This is a genomic window from Nocardioides alkalitolerans DSM 16699 (genome assembly GCF_000426525.1).
In the GTDB taxonomy this organism is placed as follows: domain Bacteria; phylum Actinomycetota; class Actinomycetes; order Propionibacteriales; family Nocardioidaceae; genus Nocardioides; species Nocardioides alkalitolerans.
The window spans coordinates 240,842-266,539 of record NZ_AUFN01000011.1 but is presented as its reverse complement, the minus strand read 5'-3'; the positions used below and the strand labels follow the sequence as shown (position 1 = coordinate 266,539).

25 protein-coding genes are annotated in these 25,698 nt (G+C 73.8%); 6 read left to right on the top strand and 19 right to left on the bottom strand.

Annotation, left to right across the window (positions count from 1 at the left end; translation table 11 throughout):
* Positions 1-11 precede the first annotated feature (11 nt).
* On the top strand, positions 12-824 hold the full coding sequence (locus tag K329_RS0107925; RefSeq protein WP_028472616.1) for a hypothetical protein: 813 nt from the start codon (positions 12-14) through the stop codon (positions 822-824).
* A gap of 54 nt (positions 825-878) precedes the next feature.
* Positions 879-1,925, top strand: coding sequence for an LLM class F420-dependent oxidoreductase (locus K329_RS0107920; RefSeq protein ID WP_245596482.1), 1,047 nt, complete (start codon positions 879-881; stop codon positions 1,923-1,925).
* 146 nt (positions 1,926-2,071) lie between these two features.
* Here the strand turns inward: K329_RS0107920 and ligD (K329_RS0107915) are convergent, their stop codons facing one another.
* Genes ligD (K329_RS0107915) through ligD (K329_RS0107905) form a run of 3 tightly spaced genes read right to left on the bottom strand, consistent with a single transcriptional unit; the run spans position 2,072 to position 4,839 of the window.
* Positions 2,072-3,028, bottom strand: a complete 957-nt coding sequence (gene ligD / locus K329_RS0107915) for a non-homologous end-joining DNA ligase (RefSeq protein WP_028472614.1) — start codon at positions 3,026-3,028, stop codon at positions 2,072-2,074.
* A 6-nt stretch (positions 3,029-3,034) separates the two neighbouring features.
* Complete coding sequence (locus K329_RS25445) at positions 3,035-3,787, bottom strand: L,D-transpeptidase family protein (RefSeq protein ID WP_084541102.1); 753 nt, start codon at positions 3,785-3,787, stop codon at positions 3,035-3,037.
* Between the two features lie 41 nt (positions 3,788-3,828).
* Positions 3,829-4,839, bottom strand: a complete 1,011-nt coding sequence (gene ligD, locus K329_RS0107905; RefSeq protein WP_245596481.1) for a non-homologous end-joining DNA ligase — start codon at positions 4,837-4,839, stop codon at positions 3,829-3,831.
* A 164-nt stretch (positions 4,840-5,003) separates the two neighbouring features.
* On the opposite strand from ligD (K329_RS0107905), the gene ku reads away from it, so the two are divergent.
* Positions 5,004-5,999, top strand: a complete 996-nt coding sequence (gene ku, locus K329_RS0107900) for a non-homologous end joining protein Ku (protein ID WP_028472612.1) — start codon at positions 5,004-5,006, stop codon at positions 5,997-5,999.
* A gap of 462 nt (positions 6,000-6,461) precedes the next feature.
* Here the strand turns inward: ku and K329_RS25440 are convergent, their stop codons facing one another.
* The 4 genes from K329_RS25440 to K329_RS0107880 form a co-directional block, all read right to left on the bottom strand.
* Complete coding sequence (locus tag K329_RS25440) at positions 6,462-7,358, bottom strand: SDR family NAD(P)-dependent oxidoreductase (protein WP_052336544.1); 897 nt, start codon at positions 7,356-7,358, stop codon at positions 6,462-6,464.
* A 53-nt stretch (positions 7,359-7,411) separates the two neighbouring features.
* Positions 7,412-8,356 carry an aldo/keto reductase gene (locus K329_RS0107890; protein ID WP_028472611.1) on the bottom strand — a complete coding sequence of 315 codons (945 nt, stop codon included), beginning with the start codon at positions 8,354-8,356 and terminating at the stop codon, positions 7,412-7,414.
* Positions 8,357-8,373: 17 nt separating this feature from the next.
* Entirely contained in the window at positions 8,374-10,317 is a 1,944-nt protein-coding gene (locus K329_RS0107885; RefSeq protein WP_043642555.1) for a bifunctional metallophosphatase/5'-nucleotidase, read from the bottom strand.
* A gap of 107 nt (positions 10,318-10,424) precedes the next feature.
* A complete protein-coding gene (locus K329_RS0107880) occupies positions 10,425-10,976 on the bottom strand; it encodes a DUF1697 domain-containing protein (RefSeq protein WP_028472609.1) in 552 nt (183 codons plus the stop codon).
* A gap of 73 nt (positions 10,977-11,049) precedes the next feature.
* On the opposite strand from K329_RS0107880, the gene K329_RS25435 reads away from it, so the two are divergent.
* Entirely contained in the window at positions 11,050-11,571 is a 522-nt protein-coding gene (locus K329_RS25435) for a MarR family winged helix-turn-helix transcriptional regulator (RefSeq protein ID WP_052336543.1), read from the top strand.
* A complete protein-coding gene (locus tag K329_RS0107870) occupies positions 11,568-12,872 on the top strand; it encodes an MFS transporter (protein WP_084541100.1) in 1,305 nt (434 codons plus the stop codon). The genes K329_RS25435 and K329_RS0107870 overlap by 4 nt, the downstream gene beginning before the upstream one ends.
* Positions 12,873-12,896: 24 nt before the next feature.
* On the opposite strand, the gene K329_RS25430 is transcribed toward K329_RS0107870, so the two are convergent.
* From K329_RS25430 to K329_RS0107830, 8 genes are all read right to left on the bottom strand, one after another.
* Positions 12,897-13,331 carry a hypothetical protein gene (locus tag K329_RS25430; protein ID WP_043642554.1) on the bottom strand — a complete coding sequence of 145 codons (435 nt, stop codon included), beginning with the start codon at positions 13,329-13,331 and terminating at the stop codon, positions 12,897-12,899.
* Positions 13,332-13,431: 100 nt separating this feature from the next.
* Positions 13,432-15,549 carry an iron ABC transporter permease gene (locus K329_RS0107860; RefSeq protein WP_028472607.1) on the bottom strand — a complete coding sequence of 706 codons (2,118 nt, stop codon included), beginning with the start codon at positions 15,547-15,549 and terminating at the stop codon, positions 13,432-13,434.
* A gap of 14 nt (positions 15,550-15,563) precedes the next feature.
* Entirely contained in the window at positions 15,564-16,589 is a 1,026-nt protein-coding gene (locus tag K329_RS0107855) for an ABC transporter substrate-binding protein (RefSeq protein ID WP_028472606.1), read from the bottom strand.
* A 41-nt stretch (positions 16,590-16,630) separates the two neighbouring features.
* Positions 16,631-17,443 carry an ABC transporter ATP-binding protein gene (locus K329_RS0107850; RefSeq protein WP_028472605.1) on the bottom strand — a complete coding sequence of 271 codons (813 nt, stop codon included), beginning with the start codon at positions 17,441-17,443 and terminating at the stop codon, positions 16,631-16,633.
* A gap of 39 nt (positions 17,444-17,482) precedes the next feature.
* The gene (locus tag K329_RS0107845; RefSeq protein WP_084541157.1) at positions 17,483-19,174 is read right to left on the bottom strand and encodes a DEAD/DEAH box helicase; all 1,692 of its coding nucleotides are present in this window, start codon (positions 19,172-19,174) and stop codon (positions 17,483-17,485) included.
* A 119-nt stretch (positions 19,175-19,293) separates the two neighbouring features.
* Entirely contained in the window at positions 19,294-19,533 is a 240-nt protein-coding gene (locus tag K329_RS0107840) for a DUF3039 domain-containing protein (RefSeq protein WP_245596504.1), read from the bottom strand.
* Positions 19,534-19,604: 71 nt separating this feature from the next.
* On the bottom strand, positions 19,605-20,192 hold the full coding sequence (locus K329_RS0107835; RefSeq protein ID WP_043642553.1) for a YqgE/AlgH family protein: 588 nt from the start codon (positions 20,190-20,192) through the stop codon (positions 19,605-19,607).
* A 94-nt stretch (positions 20,193-20,286) separates the two neighbouring features.
* Complete coding sequence (locus K329_RS0107830) at positions 20,287-20,832, bottom strand: hypothetical protein (protein WP_028472601.1); 546 nt, start codon at positions 20,830-20,832, stop codon at positions 20,287-20,289.
* Positions 20,833-20,954: 122 nt separating this feature from the next.
* Between K329_RS0107830 and K329_RS25425 the strand changes: the two genes are divergently transcribed.
* Positions 20,955-21,698, top strand: a complete 744-nt coding sequence (locus K329_RS25425) for a TetR/AcrR family transcriptional regulator (protein ID WP_084541099.1) — start codon at positions 20,955-20,957, stop codon at positions 21,696-21,698.
* Positions 21,699-21,793: 95 nt separating this feature from the next.
* Here K329_RS25425 and K329_RS0107820 read toward each other — a convergent pair whose 3' ends face one another.
* The 4 genes from K329_RS0107820 to K329_RS31885 all read right to left on the bottom strand — a co-directional run bounded on the left by K329_RS0107820 (position 21,794) and on the right by K329_RS31885 (position 25,690).
* On the bottom strand, positions 21,794-22,807 hold the full coding sequence (locus tag K329_RS0107820) for a DUF3048 domain-containing protein (protein ID WP_084541098.1): 1,014 nt from the start codon (positions 22,805-22,807) through the stop codon (positions 21,794-21,796).
* Between the two features lie 49 nt (positions 22,808-22,856).
* Complete coding sequence (locus K329_RS0107815; RefSeq protein WP_028472599.1) at positions 22,857-23,624, bottom strand: SDR family NAD(P)-dependent oxidoreductase; 768 nt, start codon at positions 23,622-23,624, stop codon at positions 22,857-22,859.
* A 79-nt stretch (positions 23,625-23,703) separates the two neighbouring features.
* Positions 23,704-24,129, bottom strand: a complete 426-nt coding sequence (locus tag K329_RS0107810; RefSeq protein WP_028472598.1) for an HIT family protein — start codon at positions 24,127-24,129, stop codon at positions 23,704-23,706.
* 4 nt (positions 24,130-24,133) lie between these two features.
* Complete coding sequence (locus K329_RS31885; protein ID WP_052336541.1) at positions 24,134-25,690, bottom strand: M15 family metallopeptidase; 1,557 nt, start codon at positions 25,688-25,690, stop codon at positions 24,134-24,136.
* Positions 25,691-25,698: the final 8 nt, after the last annotated feature.

Here is a 25,698-nt window from a genome sequence, read left to right as displayed (position 1 = left end):
ACCGTCGGACCATGACGCTCGTCGTGGTGCTGGTGGCCCTGGTCGTGATCGCCGGGATCGGCGTCGTCGCGTGGCAACGGTCCCGCGCCAAGCAGCTGGCGCAGGCCGAGGAGAGCCTCCGCGCGGTCACCAAGGTGGCCGACGAGGACGTCACGCGCTTCGGCGAGGAGCTGCAGGACCTGCACATCGACACCCTCACCACCGAGCTCGACCCGGCGATGCGGCAGGACTACCAGCGGGCCCTCGACTCCTACGAGAACGCCAAGGACCTGCTGCGCGACGTCCGTGAGCCCGAGCAGGTCAAGGGCGTCACCACCGCGCTGGAGGATGGCCGCTACGCCAAGGCGTGCGTGCTCGCCCGCCAGGCCGGCGAGCCCCTGCCCCAGCGCCTCGCGCCCTGCTTCTTCAACCCGGCCCACGGCCCGTCGACCACCGAGGTCGAGTGGGCGCCCCCGGGCGGCGTCCCCCGCGACGTGCCCCTGTGCGCCGCCGACGCCGAGCGGCTCGCCCAGGGCGCCGAGCCCGACACGCGCCTCGTGCGCAAGGACGGCCGCATGGTGCCCTGGTACGACGGCGGTGCCGCCTACCGGCCCTACGCCGACGGCTACTACGGCATGGCCATGATGAACGGCCTGTTCCCCGCGTTCTTCCTGGGCGCGATGCTCTCGAGCGGCTCGGCCTTCGACACCGGCGGCGACGGCGGGTTCGGCGGCGACGGTGGTGGCGGTTGGGACGGCGGCGGAGGCGGCGACGGCGGTGGCGGCGACGGCGGGTTCTTCGGCGGCGGGGACCTCGGCGGCGGCGGGGACTTCGGCGGCTTCTGACCCGTGCGGTGGACCCGGATTGATCGGTGACAGTTCTGCTGTCATCGTGACGCCATGACTCTGCGCATCGCCACCCAGCTCCAGTACGCCGGCAACCCCCGCGACGCGGCCGACCAGGTGCTCGCCCTGGAGAAGGCGGGCCTCGACTCGGTGTGGGTGGCTGAGGCGTACGGCTTCGACTCCCCCACGCTGATGGGCTACCTGGCCGCGAAGACCGAGAACGTGAAGATCGGCTCCGCCATCCTCAACGTCTACTCCCGCACGCCCGGTGCCCTGCTGCAGACGGCGGCCGGCCTCGACAACGTCAGCGGTGGCCGCGCCATCCTCGGTCTCGGCGCCTCGGGCCCGCAGGTGATCGAGGGCTTCCACGGCGTGCCGTACGCGAAGCCCCTGGCCCGCACCCGCGAGGTCGTCGACATCATCCGCCGCGGCCTCCAGCGCGAGCCTCTGGTGCACGACGGCGAGTTCCACCTGCCGCTCGACAAGGAGCACGGCGCCGTCACCGGCCTCGGCAAGCCGCTCAAGCTGCTGACGAAGCCCGAGCGCTCCTCGATCCCGATCTGGATCGCCGCGCTCGGCCCGAAGAGCGTGGAGCAGACCGCCGAGTACGCCGACGGCTGGATCCCCCACCTGTTCCACCCGGAGAAGTCGTCCCTCGTCTGGGGCGACGCGCTCGCCAAGGGCACCGCGGCCCGCCCGGCCGAGCTCGGCCCGCTGAACGTGATGGCCGGCGGCATGCTCGCCATCGGCGAGGGCCCCGAGACCAAGGCGCTCCTCGACTTCGCCCGCCCGCTGTTCGCGCTCTACGTGGGCGGCATGGGCGCCAAGGGCAAGAACTTCTACAACGACGTCGCGCGCTCCTACGGCTACGAGGAGGAGGCGGAGAAGATCCAGGACCTCTACCTCTCGGGCCAGAAGAAGGAGGCCGAGGCGCTGGTGCCCACCGAGTGGCTCGAGGCGTCGAACCTCGTCGGCCCCGCGTCGTACGTGAAGGAGCGGCTCGCCGCCTTCGAGGAGGCCGGCGTCACCGACATCAACGTCATGCCCGCCTCCGACGACCCGGCCGCGACCATCGCCGAGCTGCGCGACCTCATCGGCTGAGCCCGGGCCGGTCGGGGCTTCGGCGCGCGAGTGTGGCGGACCGATGCAGGCGCGGAGCCCCTGGGCCCGCGACCGTCCGCCACGCTCGCCCGGCCGCTGCGGAGCGCACGTCGACCCGGCCGGCGTACGGCGGGACACCCCACGCCTCACGCGTCGAACAGGTCCCCGTCGGCGTCGACGCGGGCGAGCACCTCGTCGTACGTCAGCTGGTCGATGTCGAGGGGGTCGTCGGCGCCGGCCTCGACCTCGGCCCAGGTGAGGGGGGCGGCGACGTACGGGCGGTCCTTGCCGCGCAGCGAGTACGGCGCGACGGTGGTCTTCGCCCCGGCGTTCTGCGACCAGTCGATGAAGACCTTGCCGCCGCGGCGCTGCTTCGTCATCGACGCGGTGACGAGGGTCGGGTGGGCCGCCTGGAGCTCCTCGGCGACGGCCTTCGCCAGCGCGCTGGCCTCGTCGGAGTCGACCGGCGCCTCGCCGCGCGGGAGCCGGTCGAGGGACGCGTAGAGATGGAGGCCCTTGCTGCCGCTCGTCACCGGCGTGCAGGTCAGGCCCCGCTCGGCCAGCGCGTCACGCGCCAGCAGCGCCACCGTGCAGCACTCGTGGAGCCCGGCCGGCTCGCCCGGGTCGAGGTCGATGACGATGCGGTCGGGGCGCCGGGCCCGCCCGGTGCGCCCGACCCGCCACTGGTGCACGTGCAGCTCGAGCGCCGCGAGGTTGACGACCCACGTGAGCGTGGCGAGGTCGTCGACGACCGGGAAGCGCAGGACGCCGGGACCGGTCTCCTCGCCCGTGTCGCCCCAGCGGCGGGAGCCGGTGGTCGACACCTCCGCCGTCCGCACCCAGGCCGGCGTGCCGCCCGGCGCGTTCTTCTCGAAGAAGCTCGAGCCGCCGACGCCGTGGGGCCAGCGCACCCGGGTGACGGCGCGGTCGCGCAGCTGGGGCAGCAGCACGGGGGCGATGCGGGCGTAGTAGTCGAGCACCTCGCCCTTGGTCGTGCCGGTGGTCGGGTAGAGCACCTTGCCGAGGTTGGTCAGCCGGAGCACGCGGCCCTCGACCTCGACGCGGACCTCCGCGCCCTGCTCCCCCGCAGCGCCCGTCGCCACGGCGCCTCAGGTGCCGATCGCGATGAGCGGCACCTTCGCGGGGTGCAGCAGGGGCATGAGCGCGACCATCACGTGGCGGGGCACGGAGACGCAGCCGGCGGTCGCGCCCCGGCCGTTCACGTGCAGGAAGATGCCGCTGCCGCGGTACCGGACCTGCTCGCGGTAGTTGTAGTCGGTGACGACGGAGTACTCGTACTGCGCGCCGTAGTCGCTCAGCCGCTCCGAGCCGTTCTCGCCCGTCAGGTTCCAGCGGAAGCCGCCCTGGGCCTGGTTGCGGAGCCGGTTGTACCAGTTCGACGCGTTGTCCTGCACCCAGAAGTCGCCCGACTCGATCTTGCGGTAGGGCAGGCCCCACCCCGGCTGCAGGCCGTGCGTCCCGAACGACGAGAACAGGCCGTACGTGCCGAGCGGCGTCGCCCCGGAGCCCTGGCGGCGCTGCGTGCCGGCGACGAGGCCGCCGTACCCGATGCGCCCGTCGGTCGTGAGGAACTCCGGCGTCCACGTGGTGTTGCGGCGCTGCCAGAACACGACGCGGGCCTGGTGGCCCGAGGTGCGGTTGACGGTGACGACGGCCCGCGAGCCCGCGCGCAGGACGACGGGCACGTTGTCGAGCCGGATCGTCGAGGCCGCCTGCGCCGGCGTGGGGCGGACGAGCCCCGAGAGCGTGAGCAGGCCTCCTGCGCCGAGCGCGAGGGCGGTACGGCGCGTCGGCCCCGGGGGCTGGGCCCGGAGCTGGGACTGGGTGTGCGGTGCGGTCACTGGTCCTCCGACCCGAGATGGCGTGCGGGCCACGGTACGGGTCAGAGGTCACCGAGGTCGAGGTCGGTGCGCACCCCGCGGTACGACGGCTGCCGCAGCCGGGACCCGGACACCGTCGGGTCACCGTTCACCCCGAGCGACTCGACGTCGACGACGAGCTGGGGGTGCACCCACCGGGTCCCCGTCGCGTCGATGCGCGGCACCTCGTCGGCGAACGGGCTGCGCGTCGCGGCCAGGGGCGCGAGCAGCTCGGCGAGCACCGGGCCCACCTTGCCGGCGATGCCCGAGCCCACCCGCCCCCGGTAGAGCAGGCCCCCGGGGGTCGGCGTACCGACCAGCAGCGCACCCAGGCGGTGCTCCGAGCCGGTCTCCGGGCGCCAGCCACCGACGACGTACGACGCGCGCCGACGGTGCGGGAACTTGAGCCAGTGGCGGCTCCGGGTGCCGGGCGCGTACGGCGAGTCGAGGCGCTTGCTGACGATGCCCTCGAGGCCCTGCTGGTCGGTGGCCTCCAGCAGCATCGCGCCGTCGTCGTACGCCGGGGGCACCTGCCAGCGGTCGTCGACGGCGAGCACGTCGGCCAGCAGCGCACGGCGCTCGGCCAGGGGCCGGGAGGTGAGGTCGCGGCCGTCGAGGCGCAGCAGGTCGAAGACGAGGAAGGTCACCGGGTTGGTCGTCGCCAGGCGGGCCGCCCGCCGCGGCTCGCGCACGTGCATGCGGTCGGCGAGCGCGGAGAAGCTGGGCAGGCCGTCGGCGAACGCCACCACCTCGCCGTCGAGCACGGCGTGGCGGCCGTCGACCGCGGCCGGCAGGCCGTGCAGCTCGGGGTAGGCGGCGGTGACCGTGTTCTCGTTGCGGCTCGTCATCCGCAGGTCGGGCGTGGCCGCGGCGCCGACGCTGGCGCCGGTGGCGGCCAGGACGCGCATGCCGTCCCACTTGACCTCGTGGCTCCACCCCTCGCCGGTGGGCACGTGGGTGCCCTTCGTGGCCAGCATCGGGCGCAGCCCGGCCGCCCCGGTCAGCCCGGTGCGGGAGGTCGGCGAGGTCGGCACGGCGCCATCCTGCCCGCTCCACCGGCCACACGCGTGACCTCGGGTGATACTGGGAACCTGGTGTCGACCGGCTGGTCTTCCCCGCCCCGATGAGTTCGGGGCACCGGCCGGGTCTGGTCCGTGGGTCTGCCGCGGGGCGGACGTGACGGAGAGAGGTGCACGCCATGCGGGCGATCTGGAAGGGCGCGGTCTCGTTCGGGCTGGTCAACGTGCCGGTCAAGCTGTACGCCGCGACCGAGTCGCACGACGTCTCGTTCCGGCAGGTGCACGCCAAGGACGGCGGGCGCATCAAGTACCAGCGCATCTGCTCCGTCGACGGCGAGGAGGTCGCGTACGCCGACATCGCCAAGGGCTACGAGACCGAGGACGGCGAGATGGTCATCCTCGAGGACGAGGACCTCGCCAGCCTGCCGTCGGCCTCCTCCCGCGAGATCGCGGTCGAGAAGTTCGTGCCGAGCGACCAGATCGACCCGATGCTGTTCGAGAAGTCCTACTACCTCGAGCCCGAGAAGACCGGCGCCAAGCCCTACGCGCTGCTGCGCCAGGCGCTCCAGGACGCCGACCGGATGGCCGTCGTCACCGTCGCCATCCGCAACCGCACCTCCATCGCCGTGCTCCGCGTGCGCGACGACGTGATCGTGCTGCAGACGATGATGTGGCCCGACGAGGTGCGGGTGCCCGACTTCTCGATCGACTCCGGCGAGGTCAAGGACTCCGAGGTGAAGATGGCCCGGATGCTCGTCGAGACCCTCGCGGGTGACTTCGACGCCGACGAGTTCACCGACGACTACGCCGACGCCGTCGAGGCCGTCGTGAAGGCGAAGATCGAGGGCGGCGAGGTGCAGCGCACCGAGACCTCCACCAAGTCCTCCGGCGAGGTCGTCGACCTGCTCGCGGCGCTGCAGCGCTCGGTGCAGGCGGCGAAGAAGTCGCGCGGCGAGGCGGTGGACGACGCCGACGACGACACCGAGTCCGAGTCCGACGAGGAATCGGCGGCGCCCGCGAAAAAGACGACGCGCAAGGCACCGGCGAAGAAGGCCGCCACCGGCGCGAAGAAGGCCCCGGCGGCGAAGAAGGCCCCCACGAAGACCGCCGCGAAGAAGAGCAGCTCCGCCGCCAAGAAGGCCCCCGCGAAGCGGACGGCGAAGAAGGCCAGCTAGGTCGTCGGCGGGACCCGTCCGTCGGGGGTGCTGCGCCCGACGCAGCCCGGCGCAGCCCGACCGACCAGGCCGAGGGGAACGCGGACCGCGCCCGTCACCAAGGCGGGCACACGGACCGTTCCGTCCGCGCGCGACGGCGTGGCGCCAGCACCGGCCGGCCGGCCCGGCGACGCCCGCGGACCCACGCCGACGGAATCCACCGGCCTCGGTCCGCACCCCAGGGCCCGGCGACGCCCGCGGACCCACGCCCCCGGAATCCACCGGCCTCGGTCCGCACCCCAGGGCCCGGCGACGCGCGCGGACCCACGCCCCCGGAATCCACCGGCCTCAGTCCCCACCCCAGGGCCCGGCGACGCCCGCGGACCCACGCCTCCGGAATCCACCGGCCTCAGTCCGCACCCCGTGGCCCGGCGACGCCCCTCCGCGAGTCGCCCCACACCGAGCGGGCGCCCGCCGTACCCCTCAGACGTCGGCGGGCGACGTGGCGGCGACGCCGCGACGTGCGGCGGCCGAGTCCGGGAACCGCCGGTCGGCGAGCGAGAAGGCCAGGTCGGTGAGCCGGGGCGCGACGACGTTCGCGAGCTCGAGCACGCGGGCCGGGAGGAGGTCGACCGTGATCGGCCGGTCCTCCAGCGCCCGCACGACCGTCAGCGCGGCCTGCTCCGGCGACTGCGCGGGCACCCGCCGGTAGGCCTCGGTCGGGGCCGACATCGCCGTCCGCACGAGACCCATCCGCAGGTTCGTGAACGCGACGTTGTCGCGATAGGTCTCGCGTCCGGCGATGCGCGCGAAGGTGTCGAGGGCGGTCTTCGAGGCGATGTACGGCGCGAACTTCGGCGACTTCACCTGCACGCCCCAGGTCACGACGTTGACGACGTGCCCGAAGCCCTGGGCGCGCATGGCGGGCAGCAGGCCCAGCGTGAGGCGCACCGGTCCGAGGTAGTTGACCGCGATCGTGCGCTCGACGTCGTGGAAGCGGTCGTGCGTCAGGGCCAGCGAGCGCCGGATCGAGCGACCGGCGTTGTTGACGAGGTGGTCGACCGGACCGAACTCGGCGTCGACCGTGCGCACCAGCTGGTCGATCTGGTCGCCGTCGGTCAGGTCGCAGACGAACGCGTACGCCGTTCCGCCGGCCGACTCGATCTCGCGCCGCACCCGCTCGAGCTCGTCGCCGCGGCGGGCCACCAGCAGCACCGTCGCCCCGCGGGCGCCCACCGCCAGGGCCGTCGCCTCGCCGATGCCCGACGAGGCGCCGGTGATCATGACGGTGCGCCCGGCCAGCGGACTGCGGGGATAACCGGTCAGGTGGCGCACCACGCGTCGTACCCGGGAGAGCGGCGTCGTCAGCAGGAGACCCATGCATCGAGCGTACGACGGGCCCGGTTCGGTGGTCCCGGCTCCCTGGGCTCGGCTCAGCGCGCCCCGTCGAGCCGCTCACGCTGCGCGGGCGTGAGCTCGAGCCGCGCGGCACCGACGGCCTCGTCGAGCTGCTCGAGCGAGCTGACGCCGACGATCGGCCGCATGGCGGGCGAGCCGCCGAGCAGCCACGCCAGCACGACCTGGGTCGTCGAGGCGCCGAGCTCGGCCGCGACCTCGGCGAGCACGGCGAGGCGCCGCGTCGTACCGGGGTGGTCGTAGGCCTCCGGGAACGGGCGGTCGTCGCGGGCGTAGCTGCCCTGGACGAGCGGGCTGTAGGCCCACAGCTCGAGGTCGGGGTGGGTGGCGAGGTAGTCGACGGTCTCGTCGGTGACGAAGCCGAAGCGGTGGTCCTTGCCGGGCACCTCGGTGTCGGGGCGGGGCCGCACGTACGACGTGGTCAGCTGCAGCGCCGTGAACGGCTCCACCCCGGACGCCGCCGCCAGGGCGCGCGCCTGCTCGACCCGCCAGGTCGGGTGGTTGGAGATGCCGAGCCGCGTCGCGAGACCGTCGCGGACGACCTCGCCGAACACCGCGACGACCTCGTCCATCGGCACGCTGCGGTCCTCCAGGTGGGCCCAGTAGAGGTCGACCCGGTCGAGCCCGAGCCGCTCGAGGCTGGCGCGCACCGAGCGTCGTACGACGTCGGGGGCGAGGCCGACGACGCGCCCGAGATCGCCCGGCACGACCGGCTCCGGCCCCACCTTCGTCGCGATCACGAGCTCGTCGCGCAGCCCGGGGTGGGCGGCGAGCCAGCGACCGAGGACCGCCTCGCTCTGCCCGCCCGCGCCGGTGTCGCTCGCCCAGAAGGCGTAGCAGTCGGCGGTGTCGAGCGTGCGCCCGCCCGCCTCGACGAAGCGGTCGAGGAGCGCGAACGACGTGCGCTCGTCGGTCTTCGTCCCGAAGTACATGGTGCCCAGCACGAGGTCGGCGACAGTCACGCCCCGAGCATGTCAGGTCACCGCACGTCGAGCGGCTCCCCGCCCGCGGTGAGGCGCCAGTCGACCGACGCGAAGTCCGCCGGGTCGACGACCCCGCGGTCGGTCACCCAGTCGATGAGCAGCTGCCGGATCTCCTGCTGGCCGTTCACCACGACGGGTGCCGTCGTGACGTGCGGGAAGCCACCGCCGCCGGACTGCCGGTAGTTGTTGACCGCGAGCACGAACTCGGCCTCCGGGGCGACGGGGTCCCCGCCGTACGCCAGGCCCACGATGCGGGAGCCGACCGGCTGCGTGAGGTCGACGTCGTACGTCAGCGGCGCGTCGAGCCCGGCGACGGTGTCGAAGTTGTAGTCGGGCGTGCCGTTCGGCGCCTCGGTGGTCGGGGCGTTCGTGACGTCGGCGATCGCGTGGGGCCCGGCGCCCGTGACGGCCTTGAAGTAGCGGGCCGAGAACTCGAGGTAGTCCTTCAGCTGCGCCCCCGTCACGCGGACGGCGAGCAGCGTGTTGTCGAAGACATAGAGCGAGGCGACGTCGCGCACGGTGAGGTCGCCCTGCGGGAAGACCGCGGTGCGGCTGAAGGGCGCTGCGATCGACAGGACGGGCAGCGCCGCGTCGGCCCCCGTGAGGCCCTCCTTCACCGCGCCGGCCTGCACGTGCTGCACGAAGTCGATGATCGGCACGTCCTCCACCACGCCCCGGGCGGCCGGCAGCTCGGTCACCGAGGTGCCGACCACCGAGTTCACGTAGTCGACGACCACCGCGTGCTGCTCGGCGACGGCGGCCGCGACCGCCGGGTGCTCGTCGACCGTGTTGGCGTTGAGCGTCTGGGCGGTGCTGCCGACGACCTGCCAGCGGCCGCGGTGGCGGCGCAGCTCGAGGTCCATCACGGTCAGCCGCATGCCCCAGTAGAGGGGCTCGCTCAGGAGTACGCTCCGGCCCGTGCTCGCGTTCGTCACGAACCGCTGCGGGATCTCCCGGTGGGCGTGGCCCACGAGGATCGCGTCGATGCCCGGCACCTGCTCGGCCACGAGGCTCGCCGCGTTCTCCGGGTAGGGCAGCGCGTCGCCGTACGACGAGCTCGTGTCGGCCCCCGAGTGCGCCGCGACCACGACCACGTCGCAGCCCTCGCGCCTCATCCGCGGCACCCAGCGCTGCGCCTCCTCGACGAGGCCCGGGAACTCGAGCCGCCCCTCGACGACCGCCTTGTCCCAGATCGCGATGCCCGGGTTGGTGAGGCCGAGGATGCCGACGTTGATCCACTCGCCCCCGCCGTGACCCCCGCCGTGACCCTCGCCGCGACCCCCGCCGCGTCCGCCCTGCGCGCCGTGGCCCCCGTGGCCGCGACCGCCCACGCGCAGGCGCTTGACCACGTACGGCGGGAAGACGGGCCGCTTCGTGGTGGCGTCGACGGCGTTGGCGCCGAGGAGCGGGAAGTCCAGCTGGCTCTCGAAGGTGCGCAGCACGTCGAGCCCGTAGTTGAACTCGTGGTTGCCGAGCGCGGCGGCGTCGTACCCGCAGAGGTTCATCGCCGCCGCCATCGGGTGGACGCCACCGCCCGTGATGGGCGCGACCCGGGCGTAGTAGTAGGCGAGCGGCGTGCCCTGCAGGGTGTCGCCGGCGTCGATGGTGACGAGGGGCTCGCCGGCCCGCTCCGCCTTGACGGCCTCGATGAGCGTCGCCACCTTGGCCACGCCGATCTCGTCGCCGGCCGCGTTCGCGAAGGCCGCGTTCTTGAAGTAGTCCCAGCTCAGCACGTTGCCGTGGAGGTCGGTCGTGCCGAGCACCGTGAGCCGCACGCTGTCTCGACCTCCTCCTCCGTGACCGCCGCCGGGGTGGGCGGCCTGGGCGGCGAGCGGCGCCGAGACGAAGCCGGCGGCGCCCAGGGCCGCGGCCCCGGTGAGCACCGTACGGCGCGTCGAGCGACGCGTGGGCAGGGGCGAGCGATCTGCGGAGCTGGTCATCGTCGAGTCCCGAGTGTCGAGGTGATCAGAGGCGCCACCGTTCTACCCCGGCCCGACGGGGCCCGGTCAAGGGGCCCGGTCGAGAGGCCCGGCCGGCACCCCCGCCCTCAGCGCCCCCAGTCGGCCGCGAGGCGTCGTACGACGGTGAGGTTGCGGTTGGTGCCGGCCACGCCCAGCACCTTCTCGACGCGGTTGTTGTCGAGCCGGGTCGACCGGTAGCCCTCCGCCAGCGTGACGTGGACGGCCCGCCCCCGCACCCGGACCCGGCCGTCGACGTCGGAGAGCGCCTCGAGGGCCTCGACCGCCGCCGGCTCGGGGAGGTCGCGCAGGAACGTCACGTACTGCCCGTGCACCTCCCCCGCCGCCGCCTCCAGCGCGAGGATCGCCTCGCCGTCGGTGGCGGCCTCCACCAGCTCGGCGCGGGTCAGCACCGCGGTCGGCACCTCGAACCCCCGGTCGGCCGCGAAGACCCGCTCCAGCCGCTCGGTGAGCCGCGCGACGCTCCGCATCGGGGTCTCGAGGCGGACGTTGCCGGTCTGGATGTGGGTGCGGGGCTCGACGAAGCCGTCGGCCTCGAGCGCGGCCCGCAGGTCGGCCATGGGGAACTGGCGGCGCGGGCCCAGGTTGATGGCGCGGAGGAAGGCGACGTAGACGGCCACGACCGGAGTCTGCTCCCTCCCACCGCCCGCCGCCACTTTATTTGTATAGACCATCTATGTAGTCTGGTCTCTTGTGACGACGACTCCCGGCACCGACACCGCCCCGCCCACCGGCGAGACCGGTCCCGACGACAGCGGGTCCCTCGGCAGTGGCCCCCTCGACGGTGAGGGCCCGCAGGACGAGCGGCTCACCCAGCTGTCCGTCGACCTCGTGATCCACGCGGCCCGCCTGATCCGGCAGATCCGTCGCACCTCGCCCGACTCCTCCCCCGCGCTGCGCATGCTGTCGCTGCTGGAGGAGCAGGGCCCGCTCGGTGTCAGCCGCCTCGCGCAGGCCGACGGCACCGCCCAACCCACCGCGACCGCCACGGTCAACGGGCTGCTCGCCCGCGGGTGGGTGACCAAGGAGCAGCACCCGGACGACTACCGCTCCACGCTCGTGCGCATGACCGCCGAGGGCCGTGAGGCCCTCGAGCTGGTACGACGCCGCAACGCCGCCGCCGTCAGCGCGCGCCTCGTGGCCGCCGGCCACGACGTCGACGAGCTGGAGCGCGCCGTCTCGCTGCTCCGCGACCTCACGGAAGGACCCCAGTGACCACCCTCGACACGTCCACCAGCACCGCCCCCACCGCCGCCGCACCCCCGGCCGGCGGCGCGCACGCGCCGGACCCGGGCGGCTCGCCCTGGCGCCAGCCCCGCGCCGTGTGGGCCGTGGCGTTCGCCTGCGTGATCGCGTTCATGGGCATCGGGCTGGTCGACCCCATCCTCAAGGAGATCGCGGGCCAGCTCGACGCGACGCCCAGCCAGGTCTCGCTGCTCTTCACCAGTTACATGGCCGTCATGGGCATCGCCATGCTCGTCACCGGCGTGGTCTCGAGCCGCATCGGTCCCAAGCGCACCCTGCTCGCCGGGCTCGCGCTCATCATCGTGTTCGCCGCCCTGGCCGGGTCGTCGGGCTCCGTGGGCGCCGTCATCGGCTTCCGCGCGGGCTGGGGGCTCGGCAACGCCCTCTTCGTGGCCACCGCGCTCTCGACGATCGTGACGTCGTCGAAGGGCTCGCTCGCCCACGCCATCATCCTGTTCGAGGCGGCCCTCGGCCTCGGCATCGCGTCGGGCCCGCTGCTCGGCGGCCTGCTCGGCGAGCAGTCGTGGCGCGGTCCGTTCTTCGGCGTCTCCGTGCTGATGACGATCGCCCTCGTGGCCACCGCGTTCTTCCTGCCCAGCACGCCGCCCACCGGGCGCCGTACCTCGCTCGCCGACCCGTTCCGCGCCCTGCGCCACCCCGCGCTGCTGCTGCTCGCGCTGGTCGCCGTCTTCTACAACCTCGGCTTCTTCACGCTCATGGCCGCCGGCCCGTTCGCGCTGCCGAGCCTCGACATCATGCAGATCGGCTGGACCTTCTTCGGCTGGGGCGTCCTGCTCGCCGTCGCGTCCGTCGTCGTGGCGCCGCGGCTGCAGCACCGCTTCGGCACCGTGCCCGCGATGATCGGCTGCCTCGCGCTGTTCGCGCTCGACCTCGCCATGATGGCGGTCTTCGCCACCCACGAGCCGGTCATCATCGTCGGCATCGTCGTGGCCGGCGCCTTCCTCGGCGTCAACAACACGCTCGTCACCGAGGCCGTCATGGGCTCGGCGCCCGTCGAGCGTCCCGTGGCCTCCGCGGCGTACTCGTTCGTGCGGTTCACCGGCGGGGCGCTCGGCCCGTTCGTCGCGCTGAAGCTGGCCGAGAACGTCGACGTGCACGCCCCGTTCTGGTTCGGCGCCGCGGCCGTCGCCGTCGGCGTGGTCATCGCGAGCGGCGGCGCCCGGACGGTGACCCGTGCCCTGCACGGCGACGCCCCGGCCGCCCACAGCACGCGGGAGGCCGAGGCGGTCGTGGTCGGCGACGTCGACTGAGCGACCCCGCACCACGCCTCCGCGTCACTCCGCGGCCGGCTCCTCGGGCGTCTCGCAGTACGACGCGGAGCCGGTCGCGGCGGCGTGGTAGGCGAACTCCTCGCCCCCGACGGTGAGGATGATGCGGCGGCCGGGCGTCAGCGCCTGGGTGTACATCTGGCCGGCCTCCGGGCACCCGAGGGCGCCGCTGCGCCACTCGACGGCCTCGTCGGAGGCCACGGTGATCTCACCGGCGTCGGCGCCCTCCCGCTCCGCGAGGTCGGCGACGGCGGCCGCGACGACGTCGTCGGCGTCGGTCTCCTCCCCCGGCACCTCGGGCGTGCCGTCGGACGCGGACGGGGACGAGCTCGACTCCGGGTCGGTGCCCGTGTCGGCGGCGGACCCGTCGTCATCGGACCCGCAGGCCGAGAGCGCCAGGATCGTGGCCAGGGCGGCGGGCAGTGCCAGTGCGCGGAACATCCGAGATCAGCTCCTCGTGGTCGGTTGCCGGACCACCCTAGGACGCGCCCCGGCGGGCATCGGTTCCCTGCCCCCGCCGCCACCCCACCACCCCGGAGGGTCAGGCGCGCGAGCGGGAGAGCAGCCAGAGGAAGTACGGCGCCCCGATGATCGCGACGACGAGCCCGGCCGGCACCTGGGCCGGCGCGATGACCGTGCGCCCGACCGTGTCGGCGACGCTCAGCAGCACGGCCCCGAGCAGCATCGCCACCGGCACGACCCGGAGGTGGGAGCCGCCGACGAGCGCCCGGGCGGCGTGCGGGGCCACCAGTCCCACGAAGCCGACCACGCCCACCGCGCTGACGCTGCCCGCGATCAGCAGGGCGGCCGCGAGCAGCAGGCCCAGCCGCGCCGGCTCGAGACGCACCCCGACGAGCCGCGGGGTGTCCTCGTCGAGGGCGACGAGGTCGAGCACCCGCGAGGCCGCCCACACGAGCGGCAGCAGCACCACGAGCAGCACGACCACCGGGCGCACCTGCTCCCAGGTGCGGCCGTACGTCGTGCCCGAGAGCCACGTGAAGATCGTCGGGGTGTCGTAGGGGTTCGACCGCACGAGCAGGTACGTCGTCAGCGCCGTCGCCCCGGCGGAGAACCCGATGCCGACCAGCACCAGGCGGTCGGAGTCCAGCCCGTTGCGCCAGGCGAGCCCGTAGACGATCGCGAACGCGATGAGCGCGCCCGCCACGGCGGCGCCGAGCACGGCGGTCGTCGAGGCCAGACCGACGCCCGTCACGACGACGACGGCGCCCACCCCGGCCCCACCGGTGATGCCGACGATGCCCGGCTCGGCGAGGGGGTTGCGGCAGACCGCCTGGATGACCGTGCCCGCGAGCGCGAGAGCGGCGCCCGCGACGAGTGCGGCCACGACGCGCGGGCTCCGCTCGTCGATCGCGAACTCGACGAGGGGCAGCGCGTTGCCCCGCGCCCAGTTGACGAGGTCACCCGTGAGCAGCCAGGTGTAGCCGGCGAGGAGGCCGACCACGCCGGCCGTGGCGGCGAGCACGCCGGCGAGGCCGGTGACGATCCAGAAGCGGAGGCGCGAGCGACCGGCGACCGCACCCGTCGGCGGCCGTCGCGTCGGACCGGCGTCCCGCGCGCTGCGGGCGAGCACCACGAGCACGACGGCCCCGAGGAGCGTCGTCGTCACCCCGGTGGGGACGATCAGCGCCGCCTCCGCGCCGAGGAACGCCCGGAGCGTCGCGTCGGAGAGCAGCACCAGCAGCGCACCGAGGAGTCCCGAGGCCGGCAGGAGCACGAGGTGGCGGCGCAGCGCGGGCACGACGCCGCCCAGCAGCCGCGCGGCCGCCGGCGCGCAGAGGCCGACGAAGCCGATGGGCCCGGCCAGGGTGACCGCGGCGGCCGACAGGACGACGGCGATCAGGGTGCCGAGGACCCGGGTGCTGCGCACCGGGACACCGAGCACCCCGGCGGTGTCGTCGCCGAGCCCCACGATGTCGAGGCGGCTGCACAGCAGGAGGCCCGCGGCGAGGGCCAGCAGGATCACCGGGGCCATCTGCCGCACCGCGGCGGGTCCGAGCTGGCTCAGCGAGCCGCTCCCCCAGGCGAACAGGCCCGTGGTCTCCTGCGCGAAGAGGACGAGGAGCATCGAGGTCAGGGCACTGAGCGCGAGGCCCAGCACCGTGCCGGCGAGGATGAGGCGGGTCGTCGAGGCGCCCCCGCGGCCGGCGAGCGCGAGCACGAGCCCCGCTGCGGCGAGGCCGCCGAGGAACGCCGTGCCGCCCGAGACCAGCAGCGGCAGGCTCACGCCGAGCACCGAGCTGAGCGCCACCGCGAAGTAGGCCCCCGCGTTCACCGCGAGGGTGTCGGGCGAGGCCAGCGCGTTGCGCGCCAGCGACTGGAACATCGCGCCGGCCACCCCGAGGGCGAAGCCCACCAGGAGACCGGCGAGCATGCGCGGCAGCCGCGACGCCGAGAGCACGTCGAGCGTGCGCTCGGCGCCGTCGGCGCCGGGCGAGGTGAGCAGGCCCAGCAGGTCGGAGACCCCGACCGCCGAGGTGCCCTGCGTCAGGTGCCACCCGGCGACGACCACGAGGGCCGAGACCAGGAGCACGCCCACCCCGAGCGCGCCGGGGACGACCCGCCGTACCCCGGTGGGCAGCTGCTCCGCCTCGGCGGCCGCGGCGGCGTCAGCGGCCGCGCGCTCCTGCGTCGTCGTCATCGGGCGGCCCGGGCTCAGGAGAGCTGAGCGACGTACGCGTCGACCATCTGCTGGATCGAGCGGGGACCGCCGAACGTCCAGATGCCCTCGGGGAACGGGAGGAGGCGGTCGTTCTCGACGAAGTCGAGGCCGGTCCACACCGCGTTGTCCTGCAGCGGCTCGAGCCACGACGCCGACTCGGTCTCCGTGTAGAAGACGGTCGCGTCCTCGACGGCCACGAGGCCCTCGACGTCGGTGGCGCCGAGGCCGTAGACGGGGTCGACCTCACCGGTCCAGGCGTTGGTGAGCCCGAGCTCCTCGCCGACCTCGGACATCAGCGCGCCCTGGCCGAACGGCCGGATGCTGACGTTGGAGCCGTCGACGTACGCGTCGAAGTAGACGAAGTCGGTGCTCTCGGGCGCGGCGGCCTCGATCGCGGCGCGGCCCTCCTCGAGCGAGGCGTCGAGCTGCGCGAGCACCTCCTCGGCCCGGGCCTGCTTGCCCAGCGCCTCCGCGATCATCGTGAACGTGTCGCGAGCCTTGCCGATGGGGTCCTCGGCGTCCGCGCCGACGGAGGCGAGCACGGGCACGCCGTACTCCTCGAGCTGCGCGATGCGCGGGTCGTCGGCGCTGCTCGGCTCGACGATGATCAGGTCGGGGTCCTGCGCGAAGACCGCGTCGAGGCTCGGCTCCTGGCGGGTGCCGACGTCCTCCGTGTCAGCGGGCAGGTCCGCCGCGGAGTCCCACGTGCCGTAGCCCTCGACGTCGGCGGCGCCCACCGGGTTCACGCAGAGCGTCAGGACGTCCTCCGTCTGCTGCCACTCCAGCGAGACCACGCGCGTGGCCGGCTCGTCGAGCTCGACGGTGCGGCCGAGGTCGTCGGTGATCGTGATCGGCCCCTCGGTGACCTCGTCGGCCGTCTCCGACGTCGCGCAGTCGTCGCCGCTGGCGGCCGAGGGGGTCGATTCGTCGGACTCGTCGGCGGCGGGCTGGGTCGAGCCGCAGGCGGCGAGGGCCGTGAGGCCGGCCGCCAGGACGGCGGCGGAGAGCTGACGCTTCATCGGTGATCCTTCTGGGTCGGTGGGGCGGGAGGCTCCGGGGCTCAGGCCCGACGGAGGTGGTGCTTTCCCCGTGGTTCGACGCGGACGGTTCCGAGGTCCGGGTCGAGGGCGGTGTGGACGGTGAGGCCGTAGACCTCGCTGAGCAGCTCGGCGTCGAGCACGTCGGCCGGCGCGCCCGCGGCGCGGACGACGCCCCGGTGGAGCAGCACGATGTCGTCGGCGACGGCGGACGCCTGGTTGAGGTCGTGGAGCACGATGCCGATGGCCACCTGGTGCTCGTCGGCGAGGTCGCGCACCAGGTCGAGGATCTCCACCTGGTAGCGCAGGTCGAGGTGGTTGGTCGGCTCGTCGAGCAGCAGGACGCCCGTGTCCTGGGCCAGGCAGGTGGCCAGCCAGACCCGCTGCAGCTCGCCGCCCGACAGCTCGTCGACGGCACGGTCGGCCATGGCGTCGGTGCCCGTCACGGCGAGGGCGTGGGCGATGGCCTCGCGGTCGGCGTCGCCCAGGCCCGAGAACCGGGCGCGGTGGGGATGGCGTCCGAACGCCACCACGTCACGGACGGCGAGGCCCGACGGCTGCGGGCGGGACTGCGACAGCAGGGTCACCCGGTGGGCGAACTCCTTGGCACCGAGGCCGTGGGCGTCGAGGCCGTCGGCGAGCAGCACCGCACCCACGTCGACCTTGTGGAGCCGGGCCAGGGAGCGGAGGACCGTCGACTTGCCGCTGCCGTTCGGGCCCACGAGCGCGGTGACCGCGCCGGTGCGCAGGGCGACGGAGACCTCGTGCACCACGGCGGTGCCGTGGTAGCTCAGGCGGAGGCCACGGCCCTCGAGGGCGACGTCGGAGACGGACACGAGAGGGGAGGCTAACCTAACTTCGGCTTGCCCGCACCGTCACGACGTACGGCGGACCGCCCACTCGCGGATGCGCTCGATGCGCTCCCGCAGCTGCTCCGACGTCGCGATGGCCGCCGGCGGACCCCCGCAGTCGCGCCGGAGCGCGGCGTGGGTGACGCCGTGGGGCTGCCCCGTCCGGTGGTTCCACGCCGCCACCAGGCCGTTGAGCTCGCGCCGCAGGACGGCCAGCTGCTCGTGCGCCGTGAGCTGCTCCACGGAGTCGGTGCTGGGGCGTCGGCCGGACTCCTCCGCCGCCGCCTTCTGCTTGCGCGCGCGCTCCGACTGACGGGTGTGGAGCAGGTCGCGCACCTGGTCGGCGTCGAGGAGGCCGGGGATGCCGAGGAAGTCCATCTCCTCCTCCGAGCCCACCTGGACCTCGCCGGCGTGGCCGAACTCGCCCCCGTCGTACAGCACGCGGTCGAAGACGGCCGCCGAGCCGAGCGCCTCGAACGAGAGCATCTCCTCGCCCGACGCCGACTCGGTGGCGTTCGCCTGCGCCACCAGCGCGTCCTCGGCGGCGAAGATGTCGTCCTCGTCGGTGACCTTCTTGCCCAGCACGTGGTCGCGCTGCGCCTCCAGCTCGGAGGCGTGCTCGAGCAGCTTCGGCACCGACGGCAGGAAGACCGACGCCACCTCGCCGCGCTTGCGGGCACGCACGAAGCGACCCACCGCCTGGGCGAAGAACAGCGGGGTCGAGGTGGTCGTGGCGTAGACCCCGACGGCGAGCCGCGGCACGTCGACGCCCTCCGACACCATGCGTACGGCGACCATCCAGCGGCTGTCGTCGGCCGCGAACGCGGTGATCTTCTTCGACGAGGTCTTCTCGTCGCTGAGCACGATGGTCGCCGCCTCGCCCGTGATCGTCCGGAGCAGCTTGGCGTAGGCCCGCGCCGACTCCTGGTCGGTCGCGATGACGAGGCCGCCGGCGTCCGGCACGTGGCGCCGCACCTCGCTCAGGCGCGAGTCGGCCGCCGCCAGCACGCTCGGCATCCACGACCCGCGCGGGTCGAGGGCCGTGCGCAGCGCGTGGGCCGTCATGTCCTTGGTCAGCGGCTCCCCCAGCCGGGCCGCGATCTCGTCGCCGGCGCTGGTGCGCCACTGCATCTCGCCGGAGTAGGCGAGGAACAGCACGGGGCGGACGACGTGGTCGCTGAGCGCGTGCTGGTAGCCGTAGGTGTAGTCCGCCACCGAGCGCGGGATGCCGTCGTCGCCCGGCGCGTAGCGCACGAACGGGATCGGGTTGATGTCGGAGCGGAACGGGGTGCCGGTGAGCGCGAGCCGGCGCGACGCCGGCTGGAACGCCTCGAGCACGCCCTCGCCCCACGACATGGCGTCGCCGGCGTGGTGGATCTCGTCGAGGATCACCAGGGTGCGGAACCGCTCGGTGCGGATGCGCATCGCCAACGGGTTGACCGCGACCCCGGCATAGGTGACGGCGACGCCGACGAAGTCCTTCGAGGTGCGGCCCTTGCCGGCCGCGAACGTCGGGTCGATCGGGATGCCGACCTTCGCCGCGGCCTCGGCCCACTGGACCTTGAGGTGCTCGGTCGGCGCGACGATGGTGATGCGGTCGATGACCCGGCGGGCCAGCAGCTCGGAGGCCACCGAGAGCGCGAACGTCGTCTTGCCGGCACCCGGCGTCGCGACGGTGAGGAAGTCCTTCGGCGCCTCGGTGAGGTACTGCTTCATGGCCGCCGTCTGCCACGCGCGCAGCGACGGCGCCGTGCCCCAGGCCGCACGGTCCGGCCACGCGGGCGAGAGGTCGACGGGGGTGGGCTCAGGCGTCCCGTTGCCGGGCACCTGCCCCGTCACGCCTTGTCGCCGGAACCGCTGTCGCCGGAACCGTCCTTCATGGACTCCCAGATCTCCTTGCAGTCCGGGCAGACCGGGAACTTCTCGGGGGCGCGGCTCGGCACCCAGACCTTGCCGCAGAGGGCGATGACGGGCGTGCCCAGCACCATGGCCTCGGTCAGCTTGTCCTTCGGGACGTAGTGGCTGAAGCGCTCGTGGTCACCGTCGTCGGTCGGGACCGTACGACGGTCCTCGATGACGCTCGTGCCACCGTCGGTGCCGGGGCCGGAGAATCCGATTCGTGTGCTCACCCGGAGGATTCTACGGGTCAGTTGAGGGTCGGGTCGGCCGGACGCGTGGAGATCCACGCCTCCTCGCCCGGCTGGCGGCGCAGCACGTCGCGCCGGAGGTCGGCCGGCTCCGCGACGAACACGTCGGAGAGCTGCGCGGGCACGACGTACCAGCTGCCCTCCTCGACCTCGGCGTCCAGCTGGCCGGGACCCCAGCCGGCGTACCCCACGAAGATCCGGAAGGCGGCGAGCCCGCCGTCGAGCAGCTCCACGGGGGTGTCGAGGTCGACGACACCGAGGCCGTCGACGACCTCGCGGTAGCCGACCGGCCGGTCGGCGTCGCTCAGCGGGCGGGCCAGGCCGAGGGCGCCGTCGGTGCTGACGGGGCCGCCCTGGAACAGCACGTCGGGCCCGGTGACGATGTCGCGCCACTGGTCGAGCACGTCGGCCACCAGCACGGGCGAGGGCCGGTTGAGCACCACCCCGAGCGCCCCGTCGGCGTCGCTGTCGAGGAGGAAGATGACGGTCTCGTGGAAGTTCGGGTCGTTCAGCTCCGGCGTCGCGACCAGGAGCATCCCGGAGCCGAGCGCCCCGGAGCCGGGAGTCCCGGCGCTGGGGGATGACATGGCGTCCACTATGCCGCCACCGCCCAGCGCACGTCGACGCCCCCGCGGGGGTGGCCGCGGGGGCGTCGGTCGGCGCGCACGGTCAGGACGCTCCCTAGGCCGCGAGCGCGGCGCGCAGGCGGCCCAGCAGGCCGGAGGCACCGGGGTCGGTCGTGGCGCTCCGGGCGGTGCCGCCCACGGCGCCGGAGGCGAGGAGCTGGCGCGCCCGCTCCTCGATCGCCGCGCCGGCGACGGCGCCGACGGAGTCGTCGAAGCTCGAGCGTCCGGCCATCGCGGCGAGCATGGCGCGCTCCTTGGCGCGGGCCCCCGCCATCACCCGGACGGCGTGGCCGCCGATCTCGTCGGCCGCGGGGCCGTCGAGGATCGCGCGGACGCCGGGCATGTCGGCCGCCGTGCCGGCCCAGGCCGTGGCCACGGCCTCCTCGAGGTCGAGGGGCTGGGTCGCCAGCGCGGCGTCGATGCGGCCCGAGAGCCGGGTGTGCCAGCGCAGCTGGAGGGTGCCGAGCAGGTCGAGGTCGTCCGCGAAGGTGGCGCGGACCCCGTCGAGGTCGGTGGGGAGACGGCCGTCGAGACGGGCGTCCGCGGTGGCGATCGCCGTCGAGAGGACCTCGCCGCGCCGGTGGTACGCATTCCAGGTCATGGGCTTCTCCTTCACAGTGCTTCACATACCTTCGGTACGTACTCCGAGTATGCAGCCGACCACCGGTATGCCGAAGGGCTGAGCGCCGTGACGTCCGTTACCCGGACCTATGCTGGGCCGCGATGACCAAGTCGACCGCGTCCAAGCTGCTGCGCCAGGGCATCGGGGTCCCCGGCACCAGCCGACGGGCCCAGTACTCCGCCTCCACCAAGCGGGCCCTCGTCGACGTGGCGGAGCGCCTCTTCACCGACGCCGGGTACGCCGGCGCCTCCCTCGACGCGATCGTCGCGGGCGCCGAGGTGACCAAGGGCGCGCTCTACCACCACTTCCACGGCAAGCGCGCGCTCTTCGAGGCCGTCTTCGAGAAGGTCGAGGGCGAGGCCGTCCTCGTCATCTCGAAGGCGATGAAGGAGGAGAAGGACCCCTGGGAGAAGGCCGTCGTCGGCCTCCGCACGTTCCTCCAGGTGGTGCAGCAGCCGACGTACCGCCGCGTGGTCGTGCAGGAGGGGCCGGCCGTCCTGGGCTACGAGCGCTTCCGCGAGCACGAGGAGCGCTCGAGCTACGCGATCATCCACGACATGGTGGCCGCGATCCTCACCGACAAGCGGCGCAAGGTCGACGACCTGCTGCTCCAGTCGTTCAGCAGCATCTTCTTCGGCGCCATGTCGGCGGCCGGCGAGCTGGTCGCCGACAGCGACGACCCGGCCGGCGCCAGCCACCGCGTCGAGGTCGCCATCGGCTACATCATCAGCGGGATGCAGCTCGTGCGGGAGGCCGGCGTCGAGCTGCCCACCACCGAGGACTTCGACGAGGGCACCGACTCGGCGGACGCCGAGGTCGACCCCGATGCCGACCCGATCGACTGACCCCGCTCGACCACCTCGTACGGCGACGGGTCGCGGTGCACGCGCCCCGTCCGCCCTGTCGCTCACACCGCACGACGACGCCCGCCGCGCCCGGCTCAGCGGTAGTCCAGCGACCCCGTCGTGCTCGGCAGGAGCTCGATCCACGTGTGGCCCGGCGGCACGAGCAGCGGCCCGTCGTCGGTGGTGAGCTCGAGCGCGTCGCCCGGGGAGTCCTTCGACCACTCCGCCTCGACCGCGCGCCCGTCGTGGAACACGGTGGCCGTGCCCGAGCCCTCGAGCAGCGACTCCGGGACGGGGTTGCCGGCCGGGTCGAGGTAGCCCGCGTCGACGACGTCCACCTCGAGCGCGACGACCGTGTCGGCCACGAACTCGTCGTCGTCCGCGGCGAAGGACGACGTCGGGAGGTAGCGGCCGTCGTCCTGCAGCTCCCAGCTCGTCGTGTGGGCGGTGGAGAACACCGCGTCGATCTCGGTGGCCGGGGCACCCTCGTCGTACGCGGCCGACACGCCCCACGGCAGGTAGTCGTCGGCGCGACCACCGTCGGCCGTCAGGTCGGACTCGACCTCGAGCAGATCGGCGAACAGGTCGTACGGCGAGGTGCGGCCGGCCGCGCGGTAGAAGCCCGGGGCGCCCTCCTCGACGTAGTCGATGCCGGCCTCGTCGATGCGCCGCAGGGTCCGCGCGGCCGCGCCGCTCGTCACGATCGTGGCGTGGTCGGCGGGCACGATGCCGATGTCGGTCGCGCGCATCGAGCGCACCGGACCCACCTCGTCGGGCACGTCGGTCTGGAAGAACACGGCCAACCGCGCCTCGCCGCCCTCGACCAGCTGCTCGACCACGAGGTCGGCGTGGCTCAGGCCCACCTGCGGGGAGCTCGACCGGGTGTTGTCGATCTTGACCACCAGGAGCGGACGCGTCGCGTCGCCGTCGGTGGCGGGCAGCCCGGTGTAGGGCCAGACGGTCGGCCCGGCGTCGGTGGGCGCGCCGGACGCACCCGGCGTCTCCGCCGGACCGTCGGGCCCCATGGCCTCCGGGTCGCCCTGCGAGCAGCCGGCCAGCAGCACGCCGACGGCCGCCAGCGCGACCACTCCCCTGGTGCGAGGTGTCATGGCACGCAGTCTGCCGAGGGAGGGGCCGCGCCGGTCGGTGGCGCGCCGGTCAGACGAGCGTGGCGCCGCCGTCGACGTACAGGGTCTGGCCCGTGATGTAGGACGCCTCGTCGCTGGCGAGGAACGCGACCGCGGCCGCGATGTCCTCCGGGTGCCCGATGCGCTTGACGGGGTTGTGGTCGGCGACGCCGGCCCGGAAGTCCTCGACGCTGAGCTTGAGCCGGGCCGCGGTGGCGTCGGTCATCTCGGTCGCGATGAAGCCGGGGGCCACGGCGTTGACGTTGATGCCGTAGGGGCCGAGCTCGAGGCCGAGCGTGCGGGTGAAGCCCTGGATGCCCATCTTGGCGGCCGAGTAGTTGGCCTGCCCGCGGTTGCCCAGCGCCGACGTGCTCGAGAGGTTCACGACCTTGCCGTAGCGCTGCTCGACGAAGTGCTTCTGCGCCGCCTTCGTCATGAGGAAGGCGCCCTTGAGGTGCACGTTCATGACCATGTCCCAGTCGACCTCGGTCATCTTGAACAGCAGGTTGTCGCGCGTCACGCCGGCGTTGTTGACGAGCACGTGCAGACCGCCGAGCTCGGCGACGACCCGCTCCACGGCGGCGTCGACGGAGGCGGCGTCGCCCACGTCGGCCCCGACGCCCACGGCGCGGGCGCCGTCGACCAGCTCGAGACGACCGGCGGCGTCGGCGGCGGCCTGCTCGTCGAGGTCGAGGATCGCGATCGAGGCGCCCTCGCTCGCGAGGCGTTGCGCCGTACCGAACCCGATGCCGCGCGCGGCTCCCGTGATGACTGCGACGCGTGCGTCGTACCGACCCATGACGACTCCTTCTGGCTGATGACGGCTGATGACGGCCCGTGTGACCTGGCGCGCGTCACTCTAGGACCCGCCACCGACGTCAGGTGACCAGGGCCACACGCAACCTCTCCGCGTACGCCGCCCGCTCGCCGTCGGCGTACTTCTGGCGCGGCCAGAAGAACCCGCGCAGGCCGTCGCCCCTGGTGCGGGGCACGACGTGGAGGTGGAGGTGGGGCACCGACTGGCTGACCACGTTGTTGATCGCCACGAACGAGCCCTGCGCCCCCAGCGCGTCGACGACGGCCGTGCACAGCCGCTGCGCCGTGGCGAGGAAGTCCTCGCGCAGGTCGGCGGGCAGCTCGGGCAGCGTCACGACGTGCTCGCGCGGCACGAGCAGCACGTGGCCCTTGAAGACGGGACGCACGTCGAGGAACGCCACCAGCCGGTCGTCGGTGTGCACCACGTCGGCCGGCGTCGTTCCGGCGACGATGCCGCAGAAGACGCAGCCGTCGGGAGCGGCGGCCACGGGCTCAGCCGTCGAAGTGGTGGATGTCGCCGAGGCCGTAGGTCCAGCGGAAGCCGTAGCTCGCCATGATCTGCACGACCCGGTGCGAGCGGCTGCGCCAGGCCACGTCGGGGTGGCTACGGTTGAGCCACCACGTGTTGGGCACGACGCCCTGGGCCGAGCTGTAGGGGTTCTCCCACGGGTTGAGGTCGATCGAGCGGCCGGTGGAGTGCGGCGAGCGCCTCCCCGGGCTGCCGACGACGCTGCGGCAGTTGAAGCCGGAGGTGTTGTCGGCCGCCATCGACCGGTAGTCGTCGGCACCGCCGACGCGCGAGGAGTAGCCGAAGACGTCGGGCCGCACCATCGACCGGATCGGCACGCCGCCGTCGTGCAGGCGGGCGAACAGCTGCGCCGTGCGGGACGCGATGGCCTTGTTCACGACGATCTCGCCCTGGTAGCGGTAGCCGTCGAACCCGATGTAGTTGACGCGCACCAGTCGCAGGTCGGCGCGCCCCACGGGGCACCCGGAGCGCCAGCTGACGCCGACCATGTCGTTCCAGATGTGGTTGGGGATCGCGAAGACCTGGGCGTTGGGGCCCGGCACGGTCGCACGCGGCGCCCACGGGCGGGCGACCGACGGGCGGGGCGCACCGGCGGGCAGCACGACGGGGTTCGTGTAGGGCAGGTTGGCGACCCAGCGCTCGGCGCTGATGCCCTGCCCGATCCACTCCAGCGGGCGGAAGACGACCCGGTACTTCGTGCCCGTGCGCGGGCGGAACGTCACCGAGCCGCCGCCGTTGGCCGCGGTCGGGGCCGTGCCGAGCAGCTGGTAGCCGGCGCCGGCGTTCGCGTGGACCTCGACGCGGCCCTGGACGGGGGCGCCGGTCTCGTCACGCACCGCGTACCACATCTTCAGCGGGCTCTCGTCGCGCACGGACGTGGCGGTCACGAGGTCGACGACCGCCGTGCGCAGGCGCAGCGGGACGATCGCCCGGCCGTAGCCCGCGGCGTTCGCGTCGTTGCCGGCGAAGATCGCCCGCACGTTGTTGTCGCGCGTCGTGCCCGCGAGCGTGACGGTGGCGGTCGTGGTGCCGTCGGCGCCGGTGGTGAGGTTGGCGACGGGCTGCCAGACGGTGCCGGCCGCACGCTCGACCCGCACCGGGACGCCGCTCAGGCCGGCTCCGTCGCCGCCGGTGACGCGGATGGTCACGTCGACCTGCTGACCCTTGTAGCCGGCGGGCCCGCTGACGCTGATCTGCGTGCCGGCCGCGGCCCGGGGGGCCGAGGTCGGCGGCGGGCCGGGCTGCGCCGGAGCGGTCGGCTCCGCGGGGGTCGACGGCTCGGCCGGGGTGCTCGGCTCCGCGGGAGCGGACGGCTCCGCGGGGGTCGTCGTCTCCGCGGGCGCGGTCGGCTCGGCCGGGGTGGAGGGGTCGGCCGGTGCCGTCGGCTCGGCCGGGGAGGGCTGCGCGCCGTACGCGAGGCCGGGCGTGACGAGCAGCGCGGCGGTGAGGACGGCGACGAGCGCGCCGTGGCGACGCGACCTCCGACGAGAGGAGAGCGGAGGACGTGCACCCGAGTTCATCGCATCAG

Excerpts from the sequence above, each read along its gene's own strand:
- K329_RS0107835 (WP_043642553.1), bottom strand. The coding sequence starts at position 20,192 with ATGTCATCCCCCAGCGCCGGGACTCCCGGCTCCGGGGCGCTCGGCTCC.
- K329_RS0107925 (WP_028472616.1), top strand. The coding sequence starts at position 12 with ATGACGCTCGTCGTGGTGCTGGTGGCCCTGGTCGTGATCGCCGGGATC.
- K329_RS25430 (WP_043642554.1), bottom strand. The coding sequence starts at position 13,331 with ATGTTCCGCGCACTGGCACTGCCCGCCGCCCTGGCCACGATCCTGGCG.
- K329_RS0107845 (WP_084541157.1), bottom strand. The coding sequence starts at position 19,174 with ATGAAGCAGTACCTCACCGAGGCGCCGAAGGACTTCCTCACCGTCGCG.
- K329_RS0107855 (WP_028472606.1), bottom strand. The coding sequence starts at position 16,589 with ATGAAGCGTCAGCTCTCCGCCGCCGTCCTGGCGGCCGGCCTCACGGCC.
- K329_RS0107830 (WP_028472601.1), bottom strand. The coding sequence starts at position 20,832 with ATGACCTGGAATGCGTACCACCGGCGCGGCGAGGTCCTCTCGACGGCG.
- ku (WP_028472612.1), top strand. The coding sequence starts at position 5,004 with ATGCGGGCGATCTGGAAGGGCGCGGTCTCGTTCGGGCTGGTCAACGTG.
- K329_RS0107860 (WP_028472607.1), bottom strand. The coding sequence starts at position 15,549 with ATGACGACGACGCAGGAGCGCGCGGCCGCTGACGCCGCCGCGGCCGCC.
- K329_RS0107815 (WP_028472599.1), bottom strand. The coding sequence starts at position 23,624 with ATGGGTCGGTACGACGCACGCGTCGCAGTCATCACGGGAGCCGCGCGC.
- K329_RS31885 (WP_052336541.1), bottom strand. The coding sequence starts at position 25,690 with ATGAACTCGGGTGCACGTCCTCCGCTCTCCTCTCGTCGGAGGTCGCGT.
- K329_RS0107920 (WP_245596482.1), top strand. The coding sequence starts at position 879 with ATGACTCTGCGCATCGCCACCCAGCTCCAGTACGCCGGCAACCCCCGC.
- K329_RS25440 (WP_052336544.1), bottom strand. The coding sequence starts at position 7,358 with ATGGGTCTCCTGCTGACGACGCCGCTCTCCCGGGTACGACGCGTGGTG.
- K329_RS0107820 (WP_084541098.1), bottom strand. The coding sequence starts at position 22,807 with ATGACACCTCGCACCAGGGGAGTGGTCGCGCTGGCGGCCGTCGGCGTG.
- K329_RS25425 (WP_084541099.1), top strand. The coding sequence starts at position 20,955 with ATGACCAAGTCGACCGCGTCCAAGCTGCTGCGCCAGGGCATCGGGGTC.
- K329_RS0107885 (WP_043642555.1), bottom strand. The coding sequence starts at position 10,317 with ATGACCAGCTCCGCAGATCGCTCGCCCCTGCCCACGCGTCGCTCGACG.